Origin of the sequence: Streptomyces sp. AC550_RSS872, assembly GCF_019049285.1 — a bacterium.
GTDB lineage: Bacteria > Actinomycetota > Actinomycetes > Streptomycetales > Streptomycetaceae > Streptomyces.
The window spans coordinates 1-16,828 of sequence record NZ_JAGMUL010000044.1; the positions used below are offsets into that span (position 1 = coordinate 1).

18 protein-coding genes are annotated in these 16,828 nt (G+C 72.3%); 11 read left to right on the forward strand and 7 right to left on the reverse strand.

Annotated features, from left to right (window positions below; genetic code table 11):
* Nucleotides 1-94: 94 nt before the first annotated feature.
* A complete protein-coding gene (locus tag KUM44_RS20065; protein WP_217209539.1) occupies nt 95-730 on the reverse strand; it encodes a TIGR03085 family metal-binding protein in 636 nt (211 codons plus the stop codon).
* A gap of 95 nt (nt 731-825) precedes the next feature.
* On the opposite strand from KUM44_RS20065, the gene hisI reads away from it, so the two are divergent.
* The 11 genes from hisI to lgt all read left to right on the forward strand — a co-directional run bounded on the left by hisI (nt 826) and on the right by lgt (nt 9,867).
* The gene (gene hisI / locus KUM44_RS20070) at nt 826-1,236 is read left to right on the forward strand and encodes a phosphoribosyl-AMP cyclohydrolase (RefSeq protein ID WP_217209540.1); all 411 of its coding nucleotides are present in this window, start codon (nt 826-828) and stop codon (nt 1,234-1,236) included.
* 11 nt (nt 1,237-1,247) lie between these two features.
* Complete coding sequence (locus KUM44_RS20075) at nt 1,248-2,735, forward strand: anthranilate synthase component I (RefSeq protein WP_217209541.1); 1,488 nt, start codon at nt 1,248-1,250, stop codon at nt 2,733-2,735.
* 94 nt (nt 2,736-2,829) lie between these two features.
* Nucleotides 2,830-3,468, forward strand: coding sequence for a TIGR02234 family membrane protein (locus KUM44_RS20080; protein WP_217209542.1), 639 nt, complete (start codon nt 2,830-2,832; stop codon nt 3,466-3,468).
* A gap of 314 nt (nt 3,469-3,782) precedes the next feature.
* Nucleotides 3,783-4,028, forward strand: a complete 246-nt coding sequence (locus KUM44_RS20085) for an HGxxPAAW family protein (RefSeq protein WP_217209543.1) — start codon at nt 3,783-3,785, stop codon at nt 4,026-4,028.
* Nucleotides 4,029-4,129: 101 nt separating this feature from the next.
* The gene (locus KUM44_RS20090) at nt 4,130-4,576 is read left to right on the forward strand and encodes a DUF2752 domain-containing protein (RefSeq protein WP_217209544.1); all 447 of its coding nucleotides are present in this window, start codon (nt 4,130-4,132) and stop codon (nt 4,574-4,576) included.
* A 124-nt stretch (nt 4,577-4,700) separates the two neighbouring features.
* Entirely contained in the window at nt 4,701-5,510 is an 810-nt protein-coding gene (gene trpC / locus KUM44_RS20095; RefSeq protein ID WP_217209546.1) for an indole-3-glycerol phosphate synthase TrpC, read from the forward strand.
* 22 nt (nt 5,511-5,532) lie between these two features.
* Nucleotides 5,533-5,775 (forward strand): tryptophan biosynthesis modulator TrpM, encoded by a 243-nt coding sequence (gene trpM, locus KUM44_RS47600; protein WP_374202054.1) that lies wholly within the window; start codon nt 5,533-5,535, stop codon nt 5,773-5,775.
* A gap of 56 nt (nt 5,776-5,831) precedes the next feature.
* Complete coding sequence (trpB, locus tag KUM44_RS20100) at nt 5,832-7,118, forward strand: tryptophan synthase subunit beta (protein ID WP_217209549.1); 1,287 nt, start codon at nt 5,832-5,834, stop codon at nt 7,116-7,118.
* Nucleotides 7,115-7,933, forward strand: coding sequence for a tryptophan synthase subunit alpha (gene trpA, locus KUM44_RS20105; protein ID WP_217209551.1), 819 nt, complete (start codon nt 7,115-7,117; stop codon nt 7,931-7,933). The genes trpB and trpA overlap by 4 nt, the downstream gene beginning before the upstream one ends.
* 115 nt (nt 7,934-8,048) lie before the next feature.
* Complete coding sequence (locus tag KUM44_RS20110; RefSeq protein WP_217209553.1) at nt 8,049-8,825, forward strand: thioredoxin domain-containing protein; 777 nt, start codon at nt 8,049-8,051, stop codon at nt 8,823-8,825.
* Between the two features lie 97 nt (nt 8,826-8,922).
* Nucleotides 8,923-9,867 carry a prolipoprotein diacylglyceryl transferase gene (lgt, locus tag KUM44_RS20115; protein ID WP_217209555.1) on the forward strand — a complete coding sequence of 315 codons (945 nt, stop codon included), beginning with the start codon at nt 8,923-8,925 and terminating at the stop codon, nt 9,865-9,867.
* A 156-nt stretch (nt 9,868-10,023) separates the two neighbouring features.
* Here the strand turns inward: lgt and KUM44_RS20120 are convergent, their stop codons facing one another.
* From KUM44_RS20120 to KUM44_RS20145, 6 genes are all read right to left on the reverse strand, one after another.
* Nucleotides 10,024-10,860 carry a CoA ester lyase gene (locus tag KUM44_RS20120; RefSeq protein WP_217209557.1) on the reverse strand — a complete coding sequence of 279 codons (837 nt, stop codon included), beginning with the start codon at nt 10,858-10,860 and terminating at the stop codon, nt 10,024-10,026.
* Nucleotides 10,857-12,068, reverse strand: a complete 1,212-nt coding sequence (locus KUM44_RS20125; RefSeq protein WP_217209559.1) for a CaiB/BaiF CoA-transferase family protein — start codon at nt 12,066-12,068, stop codon at nt 10,857-10,859. The genes KUM44_RS20120 and KUM44_RS20125 overlap by 4 nt, the downstream gene beginning before the upstream one ends.
* Nucleotides 12,065-12,958: a ribokinase gene (rbsK, locus tag KUM44_RS20130; RefSeq protein ID WP_217209561.1), complete on the reverse strand. Its 894-nt coding sequence runs from the start codon at nt 12,956-12,958 to the stop codon at nt 12,065-12,067. The genes KUM44_RS20125 and rbsK overlap by 4 nt, the downstream gene beginning before the upstream one ends.
* Nucleotides 12,955-14,361 (reverse strand): ADP-ribosylglycohydrolase family protein, encoded by a 1,407-nt coding sequence (locus tag KUM44_RS20135; RefSeq protein ID WP_217209563.1) that lies wholly within the window; start codon nt 14,359-14,361, stop codon nt 12,955-12,957. Before KUM44_RS20135 ends, rbsK begins: the two co-directional genes overlap by 4 nt.
* Complete coding sequence (locus KUM44_RS20140) at nt 14,349-15,524, reverse strand: ADP-ribosylglycohydrolase family protein (RefSeq protein ID WP_217209565.1); 1,176 nt, start codon at nt 15,522-15,524, stop codon at nt 14,349-14,351. Before KUM44_RS20140 ends, KUM44_RS20135 begins: the two co-directional genes overlap by 13 nt.
* An 8-nt stretch (nt 15,525-15,532) precedes the next feature.
* Nucleotides 15,533-16,828: ADP-ribosylglycohydrolase family protein (locus KUM44_RS20145; protein ID WP_254389792.1), on the reverse strand; the 1,296-nt coding region annotated here is incomplete at its 5' end.

Genomic DNA, 16,828 nt, shown 5'->3' on the forward strand with positions numbered 1-16,828 from the left:
TCCGTGCGGTGAAGATTCGATACCTCCACCACACACGGGGGCCTTCGCCATGATCAAGCCCGGGCAGTGTTAACAACGCTCGTGATCAATACAGCTAGATCCCCAGCTGCTTCCCCTCGTGCAGCTTCGCGATGGCTTCCTTGTCGCCGTCCAGTTCGACCTTGGCGGCGCTCTGGCGGCCGTAGGCGAACAGGAGCAGTTCCGAGGGCTCGCCGGTCACCGTGACGACGGGGGTGCCCTTGTGGGCGACCGCTGTCTGGCCGTCGGGGCGGCGCAGCACCAGGCCGGTGGGCGCGGTGCGGCCCATCAGGCGGGCGGAGCGCTCCAGGCGGGACCAGAGGGCGTCCTGGAAGACCGGGTCGAGTTCGCGGGGCGTCCAGTCCGGCTGGGCGCGGCGGACGTCCTCGGTGTGGACGTAGAACTCGATCGTGTTCGACGCCTCGTCGATCTGCTTGAGCTGGAAGGGCGAGAAGCGCGGCGGGCCGGTGCGGATGAGCTGGATCAGCTCCTCGTACGGCTTCGCCGCGAACTCCTCCATCGCCTTGTCCAGCCGTGGTCCGAGCTGCTTGATCAGAATGCCGGCGGCAGCGTCCGGGCGGCGCTCGCGCACCACCACGTGCGCGGCCAGGTCACGGGTCGTCCAGCCCTCACAGAGGGTGGGGGCGTCCGGGCCCTCGGCCTCCAAGAGGTCGGCCATGAGAAGTCGTTCACGCTTGGCGAAGGTCGACATGCAGTCAGCCTACGACCGCGTATCAGGTCCGCCCACCCGTCGCCCGCATCCACGAAGTGGACATCGGACCGTCACTGTCAGTGGCAGGCGGCACAATGGCTTGCATGACCACCAGCACGCCCCGCCGGCCCAGTGGGCTGGACCCCGAGATCGCCGCACGCCTCAAGCGCAGCGCGGACGGGCTCCTGCCCGCCATCGCCCAGCAGTACGACACCGGAGAGGTGCTGATGCTGGGCTGGATGGACGACGAGGCGCTGCATCGGACGCTCACCACCGGCCGCTGCACCTACTGGTCGCGCAGCCGCCAGGAGTACTGGGTCAAGGGCGACACCTCCGGCCACTTCCAGTGGGTGAAGTCCGTCGCCCTCGACTGCGACGCCGACACCGTGCTCGTCCGGGTCGACCAGGTCGGCGCCGCCTGCCACACGGGCGCGCGGACCTGCTTCGACGAGGACGTGCTGCTCAAGGACGGCGCAGGTTCCGGCGCACCCGCCTCGGATCAGTAGGGTCAGCCGCCATGGACCTTGAGACCTTCCGCAAGCTCGCCACCGACCGGCGCGTCATCCCGGTCACACGCAAGCTCCTCGCCGACGGCGACACCCCGGTCGCCCTGTACCGCAAGCTCGCCGCCGAGCGCCCGGGCACGTTCCTGCTGGAGTCCGCGGAGAACGGCCGCTCCTGGTCCCGCTACTCGTTCGTCGGCGTCCGGTCCGCGGCGACCCTCACCGAGCGCGCCGGACAGGCCCACTGGCTCGGTACCCCGCCCGTCGGCGTCCCCGCCGAGGGCGACCCGCTCGCCGCCCTGCGCGCCACCATCGAGGCCCTGCACACCCCTCGCGACCTGGCCCACGACCTGGGCCTGCCGCCCTTCACCGGCGGCATGGTCGGCTACCTGGGCTACGACATCGTGCGCCGCCTGGAGAAGATCGGCCCCGGCGAGCGGGACGACCTGGGGCTTCCCGAGCTGACCATGCTGCTCACCAGCGACCTCGCCGTCATGGACCACTGGGAGGGCTCGGTCCTGCTGATCGCCAACGCGATCAACCACAACGACCTCGACACGGGCGTCGACGAGGCCTACGCCGACGCGATCGCCCGCCTCGACGCCATGGAGGCCGACCTCTCGCGCGCGGTCGCCCAGCCGCCCGCCGTGCTCCCGCCCTCCGAGCTCCCCGAGTACACCGCGCTGTGGGGCGGCGAGGACTTCCAGGCGGCCGTCGAGGACATCAAGGAGCGCATCCGGGCCGGCGAGGCCTTCCAGGTCGTCCCCTCCCAGCGCTTCGAAACACCGTGCACGGCAAGCGCGTTGGACGTCTACCGGGTGCTCCGGGCGACCAACCCCTCCCCGTACATGTACCTGTTCCGCTTCGACGGCTTCGACGTCGTCGGATCGTCGCCCGAGGCCCTCGTGAAGGTCGAGGACGGACAGGCGATGGTCCACCCCATCGCCGGCACCCGGTGGCGCGGCGCCACCCCGCAGGAGGACCAGGCCCTCGCCGACGAACTCCTCGCCGACCCCAAGGAGCGCGCCGAGCACCTCATGCTGGTCGACCTGGGCCGCAACGACCTGGGGCGGGTCTGCGAGCCCGGCTCGGTCGAGGTCGTCGACTTCATGTCCATCGAGCGGTACTCGCACGTGATGCACATCGTCTCGACGGTCACAGGACGCGTGGCACCAGGCCGCACGGCCTTCGACGTCCTGACGGCCTGCTTCCCGGCCGGCACCCTCTCCGGCGCGCCCAAGCCCCGGGCGATGCAGATCATCGACGAACTCGAACCGTCCCGCCGGGGGCTGTACGGCGGCTGTGTCGGCTACCTCGACTTCGCGGGCGACTCCGACACCGCCATCGCCATCCGTACGGCCCTGCTGCGCGGCGGCACGGCCTACGTCCAGGCGGGCGCGGGCATCGTCGCCGACTCCGACCCGGTCGCCGAGGACACCGAATGCCGGAACAAGGCGGCAGCGGTCCTGCGGGCCGTCCACACCGCGAACCGGCTCGAGTGAGCCCCAGGGCGTGTCCGCGCGGCCGCCTCGGGTGAACCCTCGTGGCCGCCTCAGCCGAACCCCGGGTGACCGATCGCTCGGGGGTCGGGTGATAGTGGAGTACGTGACTGCTGTTCCGCACCCCCGTTCCGAAGCCCGCGGGTCCGCCCGCGGCGGCCGTATGAGCCTCGCCGTAGCCCTGCTGTGCGGCGCGCTGGGCGCGGTCGTCGCGCTGCTCTCGACCCGGCAGCGCTGGTCGGAGGGCACCGTGACGGTGGCCGGCGGCCCGTTCCCCCTGATCGCCAAGGGCAGCGACGTCACCGGCGTCCCCGCGGCCCTGGCCATAGTGGGGCTCGCCGCGCTCGTCGCCGTCTTCGCCGTCCGCCGCGCAGGCCGTTTCATGGTCGCCGCCCTGCTCGCGCTCTCCGGCGCCGGCACCGTCGCCGCCGCCCTGCTCGGCGCCTCCGACAGCTCCGCGCTGGACGAGAAGGCCGCGCAGGCCTCCGGCGACACCTCGGCCACCGTCCAGGCCCTCACCCACACCGCCTGGCCGTACGTCGCGGCCGTCGGCGGTGCCCTGATCCTGCTCGCCGGACTGCTGGCCCTGCGCTACGGCCGGCTGTGGCCCGGCATGTCCGGCCGCTACGAGCGCAACGGCACGCCTCGGCCGCGTCGCACGGCTCCGGCCACCGCCGACCCCGACCGGCCCGAGGAACTCTGGAAGGCGCTCGATCGGGGTGAGGACCCCACGTAGCGCTCCGCGGGGGCGTGTGTTGTGTGCGGGTCGGTGGGGGCCCTTGGAGGGTTGTCCCACTCGCGTTGAATTGCTCGGCCTCTTATCGCCCCCCTCCAGCGGGCCGTGAGTTGTCTGCGGGTCGGTGGGGGCCGGTCGCGCCCACGCGGCGGAGCCGCATGCCGATACAGCCCCGCGCCCCTCGGGGCGTTGCCGTACTCGGCGTCTTATCGCTCGGACTACCCCCGATCACCACGGCCGCACGCGTGCGGGACAATGACAGCGAGCGACCGGCTCACCCACGTACAACACGTACACAGCAAGAGGAGCAAGCAATGGCGGGCAGCAGCCACGGTCACACCCCGGCCGCCTGGACCGGTGTCACGATCGCCTTCATCGGTTTCTGCGTCTCGGGCGCCTTCATGGTGATGGCCCAGCCCGCGGGCTTCTGGGCCGGCCTGGGCGTCGTGATCCTCGGCGGCGTCGTCGGCTGGATCATGCGCGGCATGGGCCTCGGCCAGCCCAAGGACTCGCACGTGCTCCTCGCGGAGAAGCGTGAGACGGCGGACGTCCAGGGCTGATCCCGCAGGGCGGTCTCCTACGACCTCACGGAGGGCGGCTACCGGTGCACGACGTACCGGTGGCCGCCCTCACGCGCGCGTGGGCGCCCGCACGAGGCACAATGCGAGGCGTGAACACCCACGGCCAGAGCGTGACGCGATCCGGCCCGGAGGGCCCGCTGAGGCGGCTGGCCGTCCCCGCCGGGGTCCTCGCGGCCGTCGCCGGCGCCTTCGCCTACGTCGGAGCCGTTGACCCGAACGAGCCCGGCCACTACCCCGCCTGTCCGCTCCTCCGGTACACCGGCATCTACTGCCCCGGCTGCGGCGGACTGCGCAGCGCACACGCCGTGGTCCACGGGGACTTCCTCGCGGCCCTCCAGGACAACGCACTGGCGGTCGCCGGCTACGCGCTCTTCGCCGTGCTGTGGACCGTGTGGGTGGTCCAAGCGGCGCGCGGACGCCCGTTCAGGATCGATCCCGGGCCCGTGCAGCTGTGGGCGGCGGGGGCGTTGCTGCTGGTCTTCACGGTTGTCCGGAACCTGCCGTTCGGTGGCTGGCTGCATCCTTGATCAAGGGTGGGGGAGGGACCGGCGTCAACCGGATGCGAAGCCTTGGCCCTCCTGCGGATACCATCGAGTGACCGTAGGTTTCGTACCGCTTTCATAGTCAACCGTCTGGAAGGGGGCCGCTCGCGTGAGTGTGCTCGACGAGATCATCGACGGAGTCCGTGCCGACCTCGCGGAGCGGCAGGCGCGCGTCAGCCTCGACGAGCTCAAGGAGCGCGCGGCCAAGGCTCCCGCGGCCAAGGACGGGGTAGCCGCACTCAAGGGCGACGGCGTCAAGGTCATCTGCGAGGTCAAGCGCTCCAGCCCCTCCAAGGGCGCGCTGGCCGCCATCGCCGACCCGGCCGGGCTCGCCGCGGACTACGAGGCGGGCGGCGCGGCCGTCATCTCGGTCCTGACTGAACAGCGCCGCTTCGGCGGCTCGCTCGCCGATCTGGAGGCCGTCCGCGCCCGCGTGGACATCCCGGTCCTGCGCAAGGACTTCATCGTCACGTCGTACCAGCTGTGGGAGGCGCGGGCATACGGCGCCGACCTCGCGCTGCTGATCGTCGCGGCCCTTGACCAGTCGGCGCTGGAGTCGCTGATCGAGCGCGCGGTGTCCATCGGCCTCACCCCGCTGGTCGAGGTGCACGACGAGGACGAGGTCGAGCGTGCCGTGGACGCCGGCGCCAAGGTCATCGGTGTCAACGCGCGCAACCTGAAGACCCTGGAAGTCGACCGCGGCACCTTCGAGCGCGTCGCCCCCGAAATCCCGTCCGGCCTCGTCAAGGTCGCCGAATCAGGCGTCCGCGGCCCCCACGACCTCATCGCCTACGCCAACGCCGGCGCCGACGCGGTCCTGGTCGGCGAGTCCCTGGTCACGGGCAAGGACCCGAAGTCCGCAGTCTCCGACCTGGTGGCGGCGGGCGAGCACCCCGCACTCCGGCACGGACGCGGTTGATCACCCGGTAGGGTTGGCCCTGATGACTCTCACTGCGACGACCCTGGACCGGCACGCCCGCCTCGCGCGCGGCTGTCGTCCCCGTGGTTGCCGTGCTCCGGCCCGCCGGGTACACGGCCGCCGGGTGAGGTACGTCATCGGTGACGAACCCGGGCAGGTGAACGGCCGTCGATGGCAGCGGGCTTTCAGGGGCGCGGGGCTCTGTTTGATTTGCGGCTACCGCCGCGCGAGCGCGACCAGCCACATTCGGCCCGCAGCCGACTGACCCCCCGCCCCACGGCGATTAGTGTCTTTTCCACGCACTCACCGTGAGGTACACGCATGCCCAGCGACTTCTTCATCCCCGACCCGGAGGGTCAGGTCCCCAGCCCCGAAGGCTACTTCGGTGCGTTCGGCGGCAAGTTCATCCCGGAGGCCCTCGTCGCCGCCGTCGACGAGGTGGCCGTCGAGTACGACAAGGCCAAGCACGACCCGGAGTTCGCCCGCGAGCTCGACGACCTCCTGGTCAACTACACCGGCCGCCCCAGCTCCCTCACCGAGGTCCCCCGTTTCGCCGCGGAAGCGGGCGGCGCCCGGATCTTCCTGAAGCGGGAAGACCTCAACCACACCGGCTCCCACAAGATCAACAATGTCCTCGGCCAGGCCCTGCTCACCAAGCGCATGGGCAAGACCCGGGTGATCGCGGAGACCGGCGCGGGCCAGCACGGCGTCGCCACGGCGACGGCCTGCGCCCTGTTCGGCCTCGACTGCACCATCTACATGGGCGAGATCGACACCCAGCGCCAGGCCCTCAACGTGGCCCGCATGCGCATGCTCGGCGCCGAGGTCATCGCCGTGAAGTCCGGCAGCCGCACCCTCAAGGACGCCATCAACGAGGCGTTCCGCGACTGGGTCGCCAATGTCGACCGCACCCACTACCTGTTCGGTACGGTCGCCGGCCCGCACCCCTTCCCCGCCATGGTCCGCGACTTCCACCGCGTCATCGGCGTCGAGGCCCGCCGCCAGCTCCTGGAGCGCGCCGGACGTCTCCCCGACGCGGCCATCGCCTGCGTCGGCGGCGGCTCCAACGCCATCGGCCTCTTCCACGCCTTCATCCCCGACACGGACGTACGCCTCATCGGCTGCGAGCCCGCCGGGCACGGCGTCGAGACCGGTGAGCACGCGGCCACGCTGACCGCCGGCGAGCCCGGCATCCTGCATGGCTCCCGCTCCTACGTCCTCCAGGACGAGGAGGGCCAGATCACCGAGCCGTACTCGATCTCGGCCGGTCTGGACTACCCCGGCATCGGCCCGGAGCACTCCTACCTCAAGGACTCCGGCCGCGGTGAGTACCGCGCGGTCACGGACGACGCGGCGATGCAGGCCCTGCGCCTGCTGTCCCGCACCGAGGGCATCATCCCGGCGATCGAGAGCGCCCACGCGCTCGCGGGCGCCCTGGAGGTCGGCCGGGAGCTGGGCAAGGACGGCCTGATCGTCGTCAACCTGTCCGGCCGCGGTGACAAGGACATGGACACGGCCGCGCGGTACTTCGGCCTGTACGACACGGACGCGGCCGTCGCCGCGGACGAGGCCGGTACCGGCGCGGAGATCGAGGGGGACGCCAAGTGAGCGGAAACATTCAGCTGCTGTCCGACACCCTCGCCGCCGCCAAGGCCGAGGGCCGCTCCGCGCTCATCGCCTACCTCCCGGCCGGGTTCCCGACCGTGGACGGCGGCATCGAGGCGATCAAGGCCGCCCTCGACGGGGGCGCGGACGTCGTGGAGGTCGGGCTGCCGCACAGCGACCCCGTCCTCGACGGCCCCGTCATCCAGACCGCCGACGACATCGCCCTGCGCGGCGGTGTCAAGATCGCTGACGTCATGCGGACGGTCAAGGAGGCCCACCAGGCCACCGGGAAGCCGATCCTTGTCATGACGTACTGGAACCCCATCGACCGCTACGGGGTCGAGCGATTCACCGCCGAGCTGGCCGAGGCGGGCGGCGCGGGCTGCATCCTGCCCGACCTGCCCGTGCAGGAGTCTGCGCTGTGGAGGGAGCACGCCGAGAAGCACGGGCTCGCGACGGTCTTCGTCGTGGCGCCCAGCAGCAAGGACGAGCGGCTCGCGCAGATCACCGCGGCGGGCAGCGGCTTCGTCTACGCCGCCTCGCTGATGGGCGTCACCGGCACCCGCGAGTCCGTCGGCGCGCAGGCGCAGGACCTGGTCGAGCGGACCCGGGCCACCGGCACCGACCTGCCCGTCTGCGTCGGGCTCGGCGTCTCCAACGCCGACCAGGCCACCGAGGTCGCCGGCTTCGCCGACGGAGTGATCGTCGGCTCGGCCTTCGTCAAGCGGATGCTGGACGCGCCGGACGACGCCGCCGGTGTCGAGGCCGTCCGCGCGCTCGCCGGTGACCTTGCGAAGGGCGTGCGCGGCCAGGCGTAGCACCCCCTCAGCGGTGAGGATCTAAACAGAAGAAGGGGCTTCCGTACGACTCGCTCGAACGGGTGGACCTGAGGCCGGGGAGGCGCGCTGCGCCTCCCCGGTTCGTTCTGCGGGTGTGAGCGAACAGAATCGTGAGGGAAAGCGGACCGCCAGGGAGCGGCTGGCGGCCGAGCGTGACAAGCAGAAGGCCGCCGAAAAGCGGCGCCGCGCGCTGATCGTCGGCGCGAGCGTCGTCTGCGTGCTGGGACTCGCGGCGGTGATCGGAGTCGTCGCGGCGAACGCCGGAAAGGACGACGGCAGCGATACGTCGGGGCCGGTCGTGGGGCCCTCGGGGGCACAGGGCAAGGACGGCCTCGCGATCCCGGTGGGCGAGGAGAGCGCCAAGTCGACGCTCACCGTCTGGGAGGACTTCCGCTGCCCGGCCTGCAAGTCCTTCGAGGAGGCGTACAGGTCGACGATCCATGAGCTGACGGACGCCGGCAAACTCAGAGTCGACTACCACCTGGCGACGATCATCGACGGCGGCATGGGCGGCACCGGCTCGCGCAACGCCGCGAACGCCGCGGCCTGCGCCCAGGACGCCGGGAAGTTCACGCCGTACCACGACGTGCTCTACCAGAACCAGCCGCCCGAGCAGGACGACGCCTTCGCCGAGAACAGCAAGCTGCTGGAGCTCGCGGCCAAGGTCGACGGCCTGGACACGCCCGCCTTCCGCAAGTGCGTCGAGGACGGCACCCACAACAGCTGGGTCAACAAGTCCAACGAGGCGTTCAAGAAGGGCGGCTTCAGCGGCACGCCGACGGTTCTGCTGAACGGCAAGAACATCTACCAGGATCAGACGATGACGCCGGCCAAGCTCAAGCAGATGGTGGAGGAGGCCGCCAAGGGATGAGCCCCGCCCGGGGCCGACTTCCGGCGCTGCCTGTTATGGACCCGTAGCCGGGCTGCCTGCCATCGCTGCCGCCCGGCAGGGTAGCGTCGACCTTGCCATGGAACTTGCCTACATTCCCAGCCCGTCGCGCGGGGTGATCCACCTCGGTCCCATTCCGCTGCGCGGCTACGCCTTCTGCATCATCATCGGTGTCTTCGTAGCCGTCTGGCTCGGCAACAAACGCTGGATCGCCCGGGGCGGGCGCGCCGGCACGGTGGCCGACATCGCGGTCTGGGCCGTCCCGTTCGGCCTGGTCGGCGGACGCCTCTACCACGTGATCACGGACTACGAGCTGTACTTCAGCGAGGGCCGTGACTGGGTGGACGCCTTCAAGATCTGGGAGGGCGGCCTCGGCATCTGGGGCGCCATCGCGCTCGGCGCGGTGGGTGCCTGGATCGGCTGCCGACGCCGGGGCATCCCGCTGCCGGCCTACGCCGACGCCATCGCCCCCGGCATCGCCCTCGCCCAGGCGATCGGGCGCTGGGGCAACTGGTTCAACCAGGAGCTGTACGGGCGGCCGACCGATCTCCCGTGGGCGCTGGAGATCACCTCCTCCACGGACGGCCGGGTGCCCGGCACCTACCACCCGACGTTCCTGTACGAGTCGCTGTGGTGCATCGGCGTCGCGCTGCTGGTGATCTGGGCCGACCGCCGCTTCAAGCTGGGCCACGGGCGGGCCTTCGCGCTGTACGTCGCCGCGTACTGCTCGGGCCGCGCGTGGATCGAGTACATGCGTGTCGACGACGCCCACCACATCCTGGGCGTGCGGCTGAACGTCTGGACCGCGCTGATCGTGTTCGTGCTGGCGGTGACGTACCTCGTGGTGTCGGCGAAGAAGCGGCCGGGCCGGGAAGAGGTCGTAGAACCGGCTGCCTCCGGCGGTGAAGCCGAGGGTGCGGCCGAGGCGTCCGACGAGGACCCGGGCGCCGAGGGCGACGACCAGGCCGAGGCCGACGTGAAGCACGACGTCAAGGACGAGGCCGGGTCGACGAAGCAGACGTGAGGCGTGGCCGTACGGCGATGAGGGCGCTCGGGATCTCCGGGCGCCCTTCGTCGTGTGGGCGGTGGGCTTCCGTGGGTTCGGCACCGCCGGAACGCGCCGTCGTGGTTGCTCTCCGCCGCGGCGGAGAAGAGGAAGCGGCAGTTCGGCTTCAGCTGCCTAGGAACGCCTGTGGACCAGGGACAGAGTGCGCTGTGCCGTCGCCACCACCGCCGCGTCGATGAAGCTGCCGTCCGGCAGGGCCTGGGCGCCCTGGTTCGTCGCCGCTGCCTTGATGATGGTCTCCGCCTGTTCCAGTTCCTCCTCCGTGGGGAGGTAGGCCCGTTCGATCACCGGGAGTTGGCGGGGGTGGATGGCCGCCCGGCCGAGGAAGCCGAGGGCACGGCCGTGGGCGCAGGTCGCCGCCAGGCCCTCCAGGTCACGGATGTCGGGATGGACCGTCTGGGGCGGTGGCGGCAGGCCGGCCGCCCTGGCCGCCACGACGACGCGGGAGCGGGACCAGTCGAGGCCCGCGTCGCCCCTGATGCCCAGGTCGGCCCGTAGATCCGCCTCGCCGAGGGCGATGCCGCGCAGGGACGGGTGGGCGGAGGCGATGGCGTACGCCCGCTCGATGCCCAGGGCCGACTCCAGCAGGGCGTGCAGCGGTGCCGCGCCGCCCGCGCTCGCCGGTGTGGTCTCCGCGAGGCGGACGATCTGGTCGGCGGACCGCACCTTGGGCAGCCGAATGCCGGACAGGCCGGGGCGGGTGGCCAGTGCCTCCAGGTCCTTGGCCGCCGCCTGGGTGTCCAAGGCGTTCACCCGGACGTGCACCGGGACGGGGTGGTCCGGTTCGGAGAGCAGGTCGGCGGTGGCGGAGCGGGCGTAGTCCTTGCGGTCCGGGGCCACCGCGTCCTCCAGGTCGACGATGACGATGTCGGCGCCGGATGTCAGGGCCTTGGCCACCACATGGGGGCGGTCGCCGGGGGCGTACAGCCAGGTCAGGGGGAACCGCGTCACAGGCTGCCCTCCTCGCGCAGCGCCGCCAGCTCGGCGGGGGCCAGGCCCAGGCCGGCCAGGACGCCGTCGGTGTCCGCGCCGTGCGGGCGGCCGGCCCAGCGGATCGTGCCGGGCGTGGCGGAGAGGCGGAAGAGGACGTTCTGCATGCGCAGCGGGCCCAGCTCGGGGTCGTCGACGGTGGTGATGGTGCCGAGGGCCGCGTACTGGGGGTCGGTCATCACGTCCCGTACGTCCTGGATCGGGGCCACCGCCGCCTCCGCCTTCTCGAAGGCCGCGAGGACGTCGGCGCGGGTGTGGCGGGCGATCCAGTCGCCGACCGCCTTGTCGAGGATGTCGGCATGGCGGGCCCGGTCGGCGCCCGTCGCGAACCACGGCTCGTCGATCAGGTCGGGGCGTCCGACCAGGTGCATCACGCGTTCGGCGATCGACTGGGCGGAGGTGGAGACGGCGACCCAGGTGCCGTCGGCGGTGCGGTAGGTGTTGCGCGGGGCGTTGTTGGCGGAGCGGTTGCCGGTGCGTTCCTGGACGTAGCCGAGCTGGTCGTACCAGGTGGGCTGGGGGCCGAGGGCCAGCAGCATCGGCTCGATGAGCGCCATGTCGACGACCTGACCCTCTCCGGTGCGCTCGCGGGCGGCCAGTGCCGTCATCACCGCGTACGCGGTCGCGAGGCCCGCGATGGAGTCGGCGAGGCCGAAGGGCGGCAGCGTCGGGGGCGCGTCCGGTTCGCCGGTGAGCGCGGCGAAGCCGCTCATCGCCTCGGCGAGGGTGCCGAAGCCGGGGCGGTGGGCGCAGGGGCCGAACTGGCCGAAGCCGGTGACGCGGGTGAGGACCAGACGGGGGTTGGCGGCGGAGAGCTCCGGCCAGCCGAGGTCCCATTTCTCCAGCGTGCCCGGGCGGAAGTTCTCGATGACGACATCCGCGGTCGCGGCCAGTCGGAGCAGGGTGGCGCGGCCGCCCGGCTTGGAGAGATTCAGGGCGATGGTGCGCTTGTTGCGGCCGAGCACCTTCCACCACAGGCCCACGCCGTCCTTCGACGGTCCGTGCCCCCGGGAGGGGTCCGGTTTCTCGGGGTGCTCGACCTTGATGACCTCCGCACCGAAGTCACCGAGCATCGTTGCGGCGAGGGGGCCGGCGAAGAGGGTGGCGAGGTCGAGGACGCGCAGGCCGGTCAGCGGGGCGTCGGCGGGCCGGTTTCCGGGCGCGTTCATGAGGCGTGTCGCTCCTCGATCTCGGGGCGGTACGGCATCGACACCGTGGCGCCCTCCCGCTGCACCGACAGCGCGGCCGCCTCCGCCGCCCAGGCCAGGGCCTCGGGCATGGGCCGCCCTTCGCCGAGCGCCACCGCGAGGGCGCCGACGAAGGTGTCGCCGGCGCCGGTCGAGTCGACGGCGGTGACCTGCGGGGCGGGCACGGTCACCGGGTCGGTGTCCCGGCTGACGTACAGGCTGCCGGCCGCGCCCAGGGTGACGACGACCGCGGGCACCAGGTCGAGCAGTCCGACGGCCGCCTCCCGGGGGTCGGTACGGCCGGTGAGGGTGGTGGCCTCGTGCTCGTTCGGGACCAACAGGTCCACGGCGGCGCAGAGTTCGTCCGGCAGAGGCTGGGCGGGGGACGGCGTGAGGATCGTACGGACGTCGTGGCGCCGGGCGGCCTGGGCGCCGGCGAGGACCGCGGCGATCGGGATCTCCAGCTGGAGCAGCAGCGTGCCGGCGGAGGCGATGACGCCCTCGTCGCCGGGGCTGAGGTGGTCGAGGGTGCCGTTCGCGCCGGGGATCACGACGATGGCGTTGCCGCCGTCGTCGTCCACGACGATGTGCGCGGTGCCGGACGGGCCCTCGACGGTGCGGAGGTCGTCGGTGTCCACACCGGAGTGCTCCAGCGTGGAGCGCAGGCGGGTGCCGAAGGCGTCGTTGCCGACGGCGCCGATCATCGAGACGTTGCCGCCGGCGCGGGCGGCGGCGATGGCCTGGTTGGCGCCCTTGCCGCCGGGGACGGTACGGAACTCCCGGCCCATCACGGTCTCGCCGCGCTGCGGGGCCTTTGCGACATAGGTGACGAGGTCCATGTTCGTGCTGCCGAGCACGACGATGTCGGTCATGGGCGAGTGGCCTCCGAGGACGTGAGCTCATGGGTGAGGTTGGCCAGGGCGTCGAAGCCGGTGCCGTTGAAGCCGGCGACCGAGGTGGCGAGGCGGTTCTTGAGGGGGGCCGTCCAGCGGTCGGGGAGCGCGGCGGGGGAGCCGGCGAGGAGGGCGGCGATGCTGCCTGCCGTCGCGCCGACCGAGTCGGTGTCCCAACCGCCCGACACGGCACGGCAGATGGAGCCCGTGAATTCGCCGTTCGCATGGGTGAGCGCGGCGGCGATCAGGGCGGTGTTGGGGACGGCGTGCACCCAGTGGTGGGAGGGCGCATGGGTGACGTGGAGCGCGTCGACGACCGTGTCGAAGTCGTCGTGGGTGCGGGCCAGCTCGACGGCGTGGTGGAGGGCCCGGGCCAGGCGGGAGTTCGGGGGGATCACCGTGAGACCGGTGCGCAGACAGGTGTGGACGGCGTCGGGGCCGGTCGCTGTCGCCGCCTGTGCGATGACGGCCGCCGTGAACATCGCCGCGTAGACGCCGTTGGCGGTGTGGGTGAGGGTGGCGTCGCGGTGGGCCTGTTCGGCCGCGGCGGCCGGGTCGCCGGGGTTGGTCCAGCCGTGGACGTCCGCGCGGATGAGGGCGCCGATCCACTCGCGGAAGGGGTTGCGGTGGCGGGCCGTGTGCGGGGGTTCGATGCCGGTGAGGAGATTGCGGTAGGCGATGCGTTCGGCGGTGAAGGTACGGCCGGCCGGCAGCTCGTCGAGCCAGAGGCGGGCCACGTCCGTGGTGGTGAAGGCCCTGCCGTGGCGTTGGAGCAGGAGGAGACCGAGGAGGGGGTAGTTGAGGTCGTCGTCCTCGGGCATGCCGTCGATGTTCTCGGCGAGGGAGGTGGCGGCCGAGCGGCGGTTCCAGGGGTGGGCGGCGAGGAGGTCCGCGGGGACGCCGCGAGCGGTGAAGTAGGTGGTCAGGGGCCAGTTGCCGGTGGCTCCGGCCAGTCGGCGGATGGCTTCCAGGGGGAGCTTCTCCACGGGTTTGCCCAGGAGGCAGCCGACCGCCCGGCCGAGCCAGGCGGCCTCGTAGCGGGTGGGTGCGGGGGGTGTGGTGAGTGCGGGGGGTGCGGTGGCGGTGGCCGCGGGGGCGGCCGGCCAGTCCGGGCACAGGGACTTGATCCTGTCCAGGTCCGTCGGCTCGTCGTCCTTCAACCGGCTGGGCAGGTCCGCCAGTTCGTCCAGCAGATCCTCCGCCAGCGTCCGCAGATACCTCGACGCCTGCTGCGTCGACGCCCCGGCCCGCGGCGGAGCCTCCTCGCCGCCCGCCGACCGCCATCTCTCCGCGATTCTCGACGGCTCCCGGCCGTCCAGAGCCGCCTGGCGCAGCTCGTGTCCGAGCAGGTCCTCCGGCTGGACCCAGGTCAGTCGGAGCACGGTCGGCCCTCCAGCGCGGTGAACGCCGCTTCGTGGGCCCGGCGGCGTGCCACGTCCCGGTCGTGGATCTCCCTCGCCACCTCGGTCAGCGTGCGGGGCGGCTCCCACAGGTCGAGACGGCTGGCCTCTGCGACCGCCTTCGACCAGTCCTCGGGGACCGGCGAGCCCAGGGCACCGGCCACGGCGCCGGCCATCGTCGCGATCGAGTCGCAGTCGCGGCCGTAGTTCACCGCGCCCAGAACCGCCTGGCGGAAGTCGCCGTTCGCGACCACCAGCATGCCCAGGGCGACGGGGAGTTCCTCGATGGCATGCAGACGGGAGGGGCGGCGGGCGCCGAGGGAGGGCTGCCGGTAGTCGGGGCCCACCGTGTCGTACGGGGTGACCGCCGCCCGGAGCGGGGCGAGGGCCGACTCGAAGTCCGTGTACCGGCCCGCCGTGTCGCAGACCGTCTCGATCGCCGCCCGCGTCCCGTCCTTCGCCAAGGACAGACAGGCCGAGACGACCGAGTCCGGTGTCGCCGCGGGCGCGCACGCCGCCGCCACCGCCGCGGCGAAGACGCCCGCCGCCTCACGGCCGTACGACGACTGGTGCGCGCCCGCGATGTCCAGGGCCTCGGCGTACGCGGCCCTCGGGTCGGCCGCGTTGACCAGGCCGACCGGGGCCATGTACATCGCCGCGCCGCAGTTGACGATGTTGCCGACGCCGGCCTCGCGCGGGTCCACATGGCCGTAGTGGAGGCGGGTCACCAGCCACTTCTCCGCCAGGAAGACACGGTGGAGGGGGAGGGCCTGCGCCTCCAGCTCCGGGATCCAGCGCGGGTTGGTCATCAGGTCCGGGACCACGTGGTCGGCGAGGGCGTACGCGTCCAGGTGGTCGCGGACCGTGGCGTACGCCCGTACCAGCGCGTGCGTCATCAAGGTGTCGTCGGTGACGTGCCCGTCGCCCTTGTGGTACGGCGCGATGGGGCGGGCCGTGCGCCAGGCATCGCCGTTCCAGGGGCCGACGATGCCGTGGACGCGGCCGCCGTGGCGCTGGAGGATCTGGTCGGGGGAGTAGCCCTCCACCGGCCCGCCGAGGGCGTCGCCGACCGCCGCGCCGACCAGGGCGCCGGTGATCCGTTCGTCGAGACGCGGTCCACTGCTTTCTTCTGCTTTGGGCGTCATGCCCCGAATCATCCTCCTGGTCGGGCCGGTTGCGTGGCTTCCAGGAGTTCGGCGAGTTCCACCAGGTCGGTGCCGGTGAGCCGGGGGAGGACGCAGCCGGAGAGGGTGCGGCATGCCTCGCGCCAGGTCGCCGGGATCGACGTACCGCCGCCCAGTGCGCCGGTCAGCGCGCCCGCCAGGGCCGGTGCCGAGTCGGCGACCCGGGACAGGCACGCGGCAGCGGGGACCGCATCGGCGATACGGCCGTCCGCGGCGACCGTGAGGGCCAGGGCGACCGGCACCGTTTCGGCGGCGGCGATGCCGTAGCTGTAGACGTGGTCGACGATCTGGTGCTCGAGGAGGGGGATCAGGGCGAAGGCGCTGCCGGCGGAGTGCGCGAGGTGCAGTGCGTGGCGGGCGTTTCGGCCGATCTCCGTCTCCTCGGGGAGTTCGGTGAGTGCGGCTGCCACGCAGGTCTTCGTTCGTGCGCCGGTCAGGGCCAGTGCCACGGCCGCCGCCATCGCCCTTGCGCCGTGGACTCCGTCGCCGTCCTGGGTGTAGCGGGCGTCGAACTCGGCGAGGTCGGCGGCGCGGTGGGGGTCGCCGGGGTGGGCCACGGCGAGGACGCAGGCCCTGACGCAGGCCGCGTCGTCGAAGTAGTGCGGGTTGTCGTGGCCGGTGGCGGGCGGGCGCAGGCCGGCGGCGAGGTTGCCGAGGCCGGCGCGGACGGAGATGCGGGCGCGCAGGGGGAGGATCGCCGACTCGACCTCCGGGGCGCGCTCCGCTGCCGCGGCGACCTCGCCGGCCACGGCGTTCCAGGTCAGGTCGATGGCGGCGCGGGTGCGGCGTTCTCGGCTGAGGTCGCCGAGGGCGGTGTCGTCGCCGGCCCTGAGTACGGCTTCTGCGGCGAAGGCTGCCCATTCCGCGTCGTCGGAGGGGCCGAGGCGGAGGGGTTCGGGGGGTTGGTTGAGGGCGATGGGGACGGGGAGGGTGGTGGTGGCGTTGTGTTCGGCGAAGGTGTCGAGTTCGCGGGTGAGGCGGCGGGTCCAGTCGGGCATACGGGCGGCTCTGTGGCGGGCGGCGGGCCAGCCGGCGGCGTCGCCTGCCGCCAGGCCGAGCAGGAGGCCCTCGATGTGACGCGGGGTGCGTCCGTGTCCGGCCTCGGCTTCGCCTTCGGCCGGTTGTCTCCCACCCGCACCGCCCGTGCGGAATTCGTCGTCGGGTGCGGGTGGCCCCTGTGGGGCGTGCTCGCCGTTGGCGGCCGCGGGTTTGTGGGGCTGGGTGGGGGGTGTGCTGTGTGTCGTCTCGGGTTCGTGGGGCTGGGT

What these genes read in the sequence shown, in the direction of transcription:
- KUM44_RS20065 (WP_217209539.1), bottom strand. Translation starts at nt 730, where the DNA reads ATGTCGACCTTCGCCAAGCGTGAACGACTTCTCATGGCCGACCTCTTG.
- KUM44_RS20125 (WP_217209559.1), bottom strand. Translation starts at nt 12,068, where the DNA reads ATGAACGCGCCCGGAAACCGGCCCGCCGACGCCCCGCTGACCGGCCTG.
- trpM (WP_374202054.1), top strand. Translation starts at nt 5,533, where the DNA reads ATGACTCTCACTGCGACGACCCTGGACCGGCACGCCCGCCTCGCGCGC.
- rbsK (WP_217209561.1), bottom strand. Translation starts at nt 12,958, where the DNA reads ATGACCGACATCGTCGTGCTCGGCAGCACGAACATGGACCTCGTCACC.
- KUM44_RS20140 (WP_217209565.1), bottom strand. Translation starts at nt 15,524, where the DNA reads ATGACGCCCAAAGCAGAAGAAAGCAGTGGACCGCGTCTCGACGAACGG.
- KUM44_RS20085 (WP_217209543.1), top strand. Translation starts at nt 3,783, where the DNA reads ATGGCGGGCAGCAGCCACGGTCACACCCCGGCCGCCTGGACCGGTGTC.
- KUM44_RS20090 (WP_217209544.1), top strand. Translation starts at nt 4,130, where the DNA reads ATGCGAGGCGTGAACACCCACGGCCAGAGCGTGACGCGATCCGGCCCG.
- trpB (WP_217209549.1), top strand. Translation starts at nt 5,832, where the DNA reads ATGCCCAGCGACTTCTTCATCCCCGACCCGGAGGGTCAGGTCCCCAGC.
- KUM44_RS20075 (WP_217209541.1), top strand. Translation starts at nt 1,248, where the DNA reads ATGGACCTTGAGACCTTCCGCAAGCTCGCCACCGACCGGCGCGTCATC.
- hisI (WP_217209540.1), top strand. Translation starts at nt 826, where the DNA reads ATGGCTTGCATGACCACCAGCACGCCCCGCCGGCCCAGTGGGCTGGAC.
- lgt (WP_217209555.1), top strand. Translation starts at nt 8,923, where the DNA reads ATGGAACTTGCCTACATTCCCAGCCCGTCGCGCGGGGTGATCCACCTC.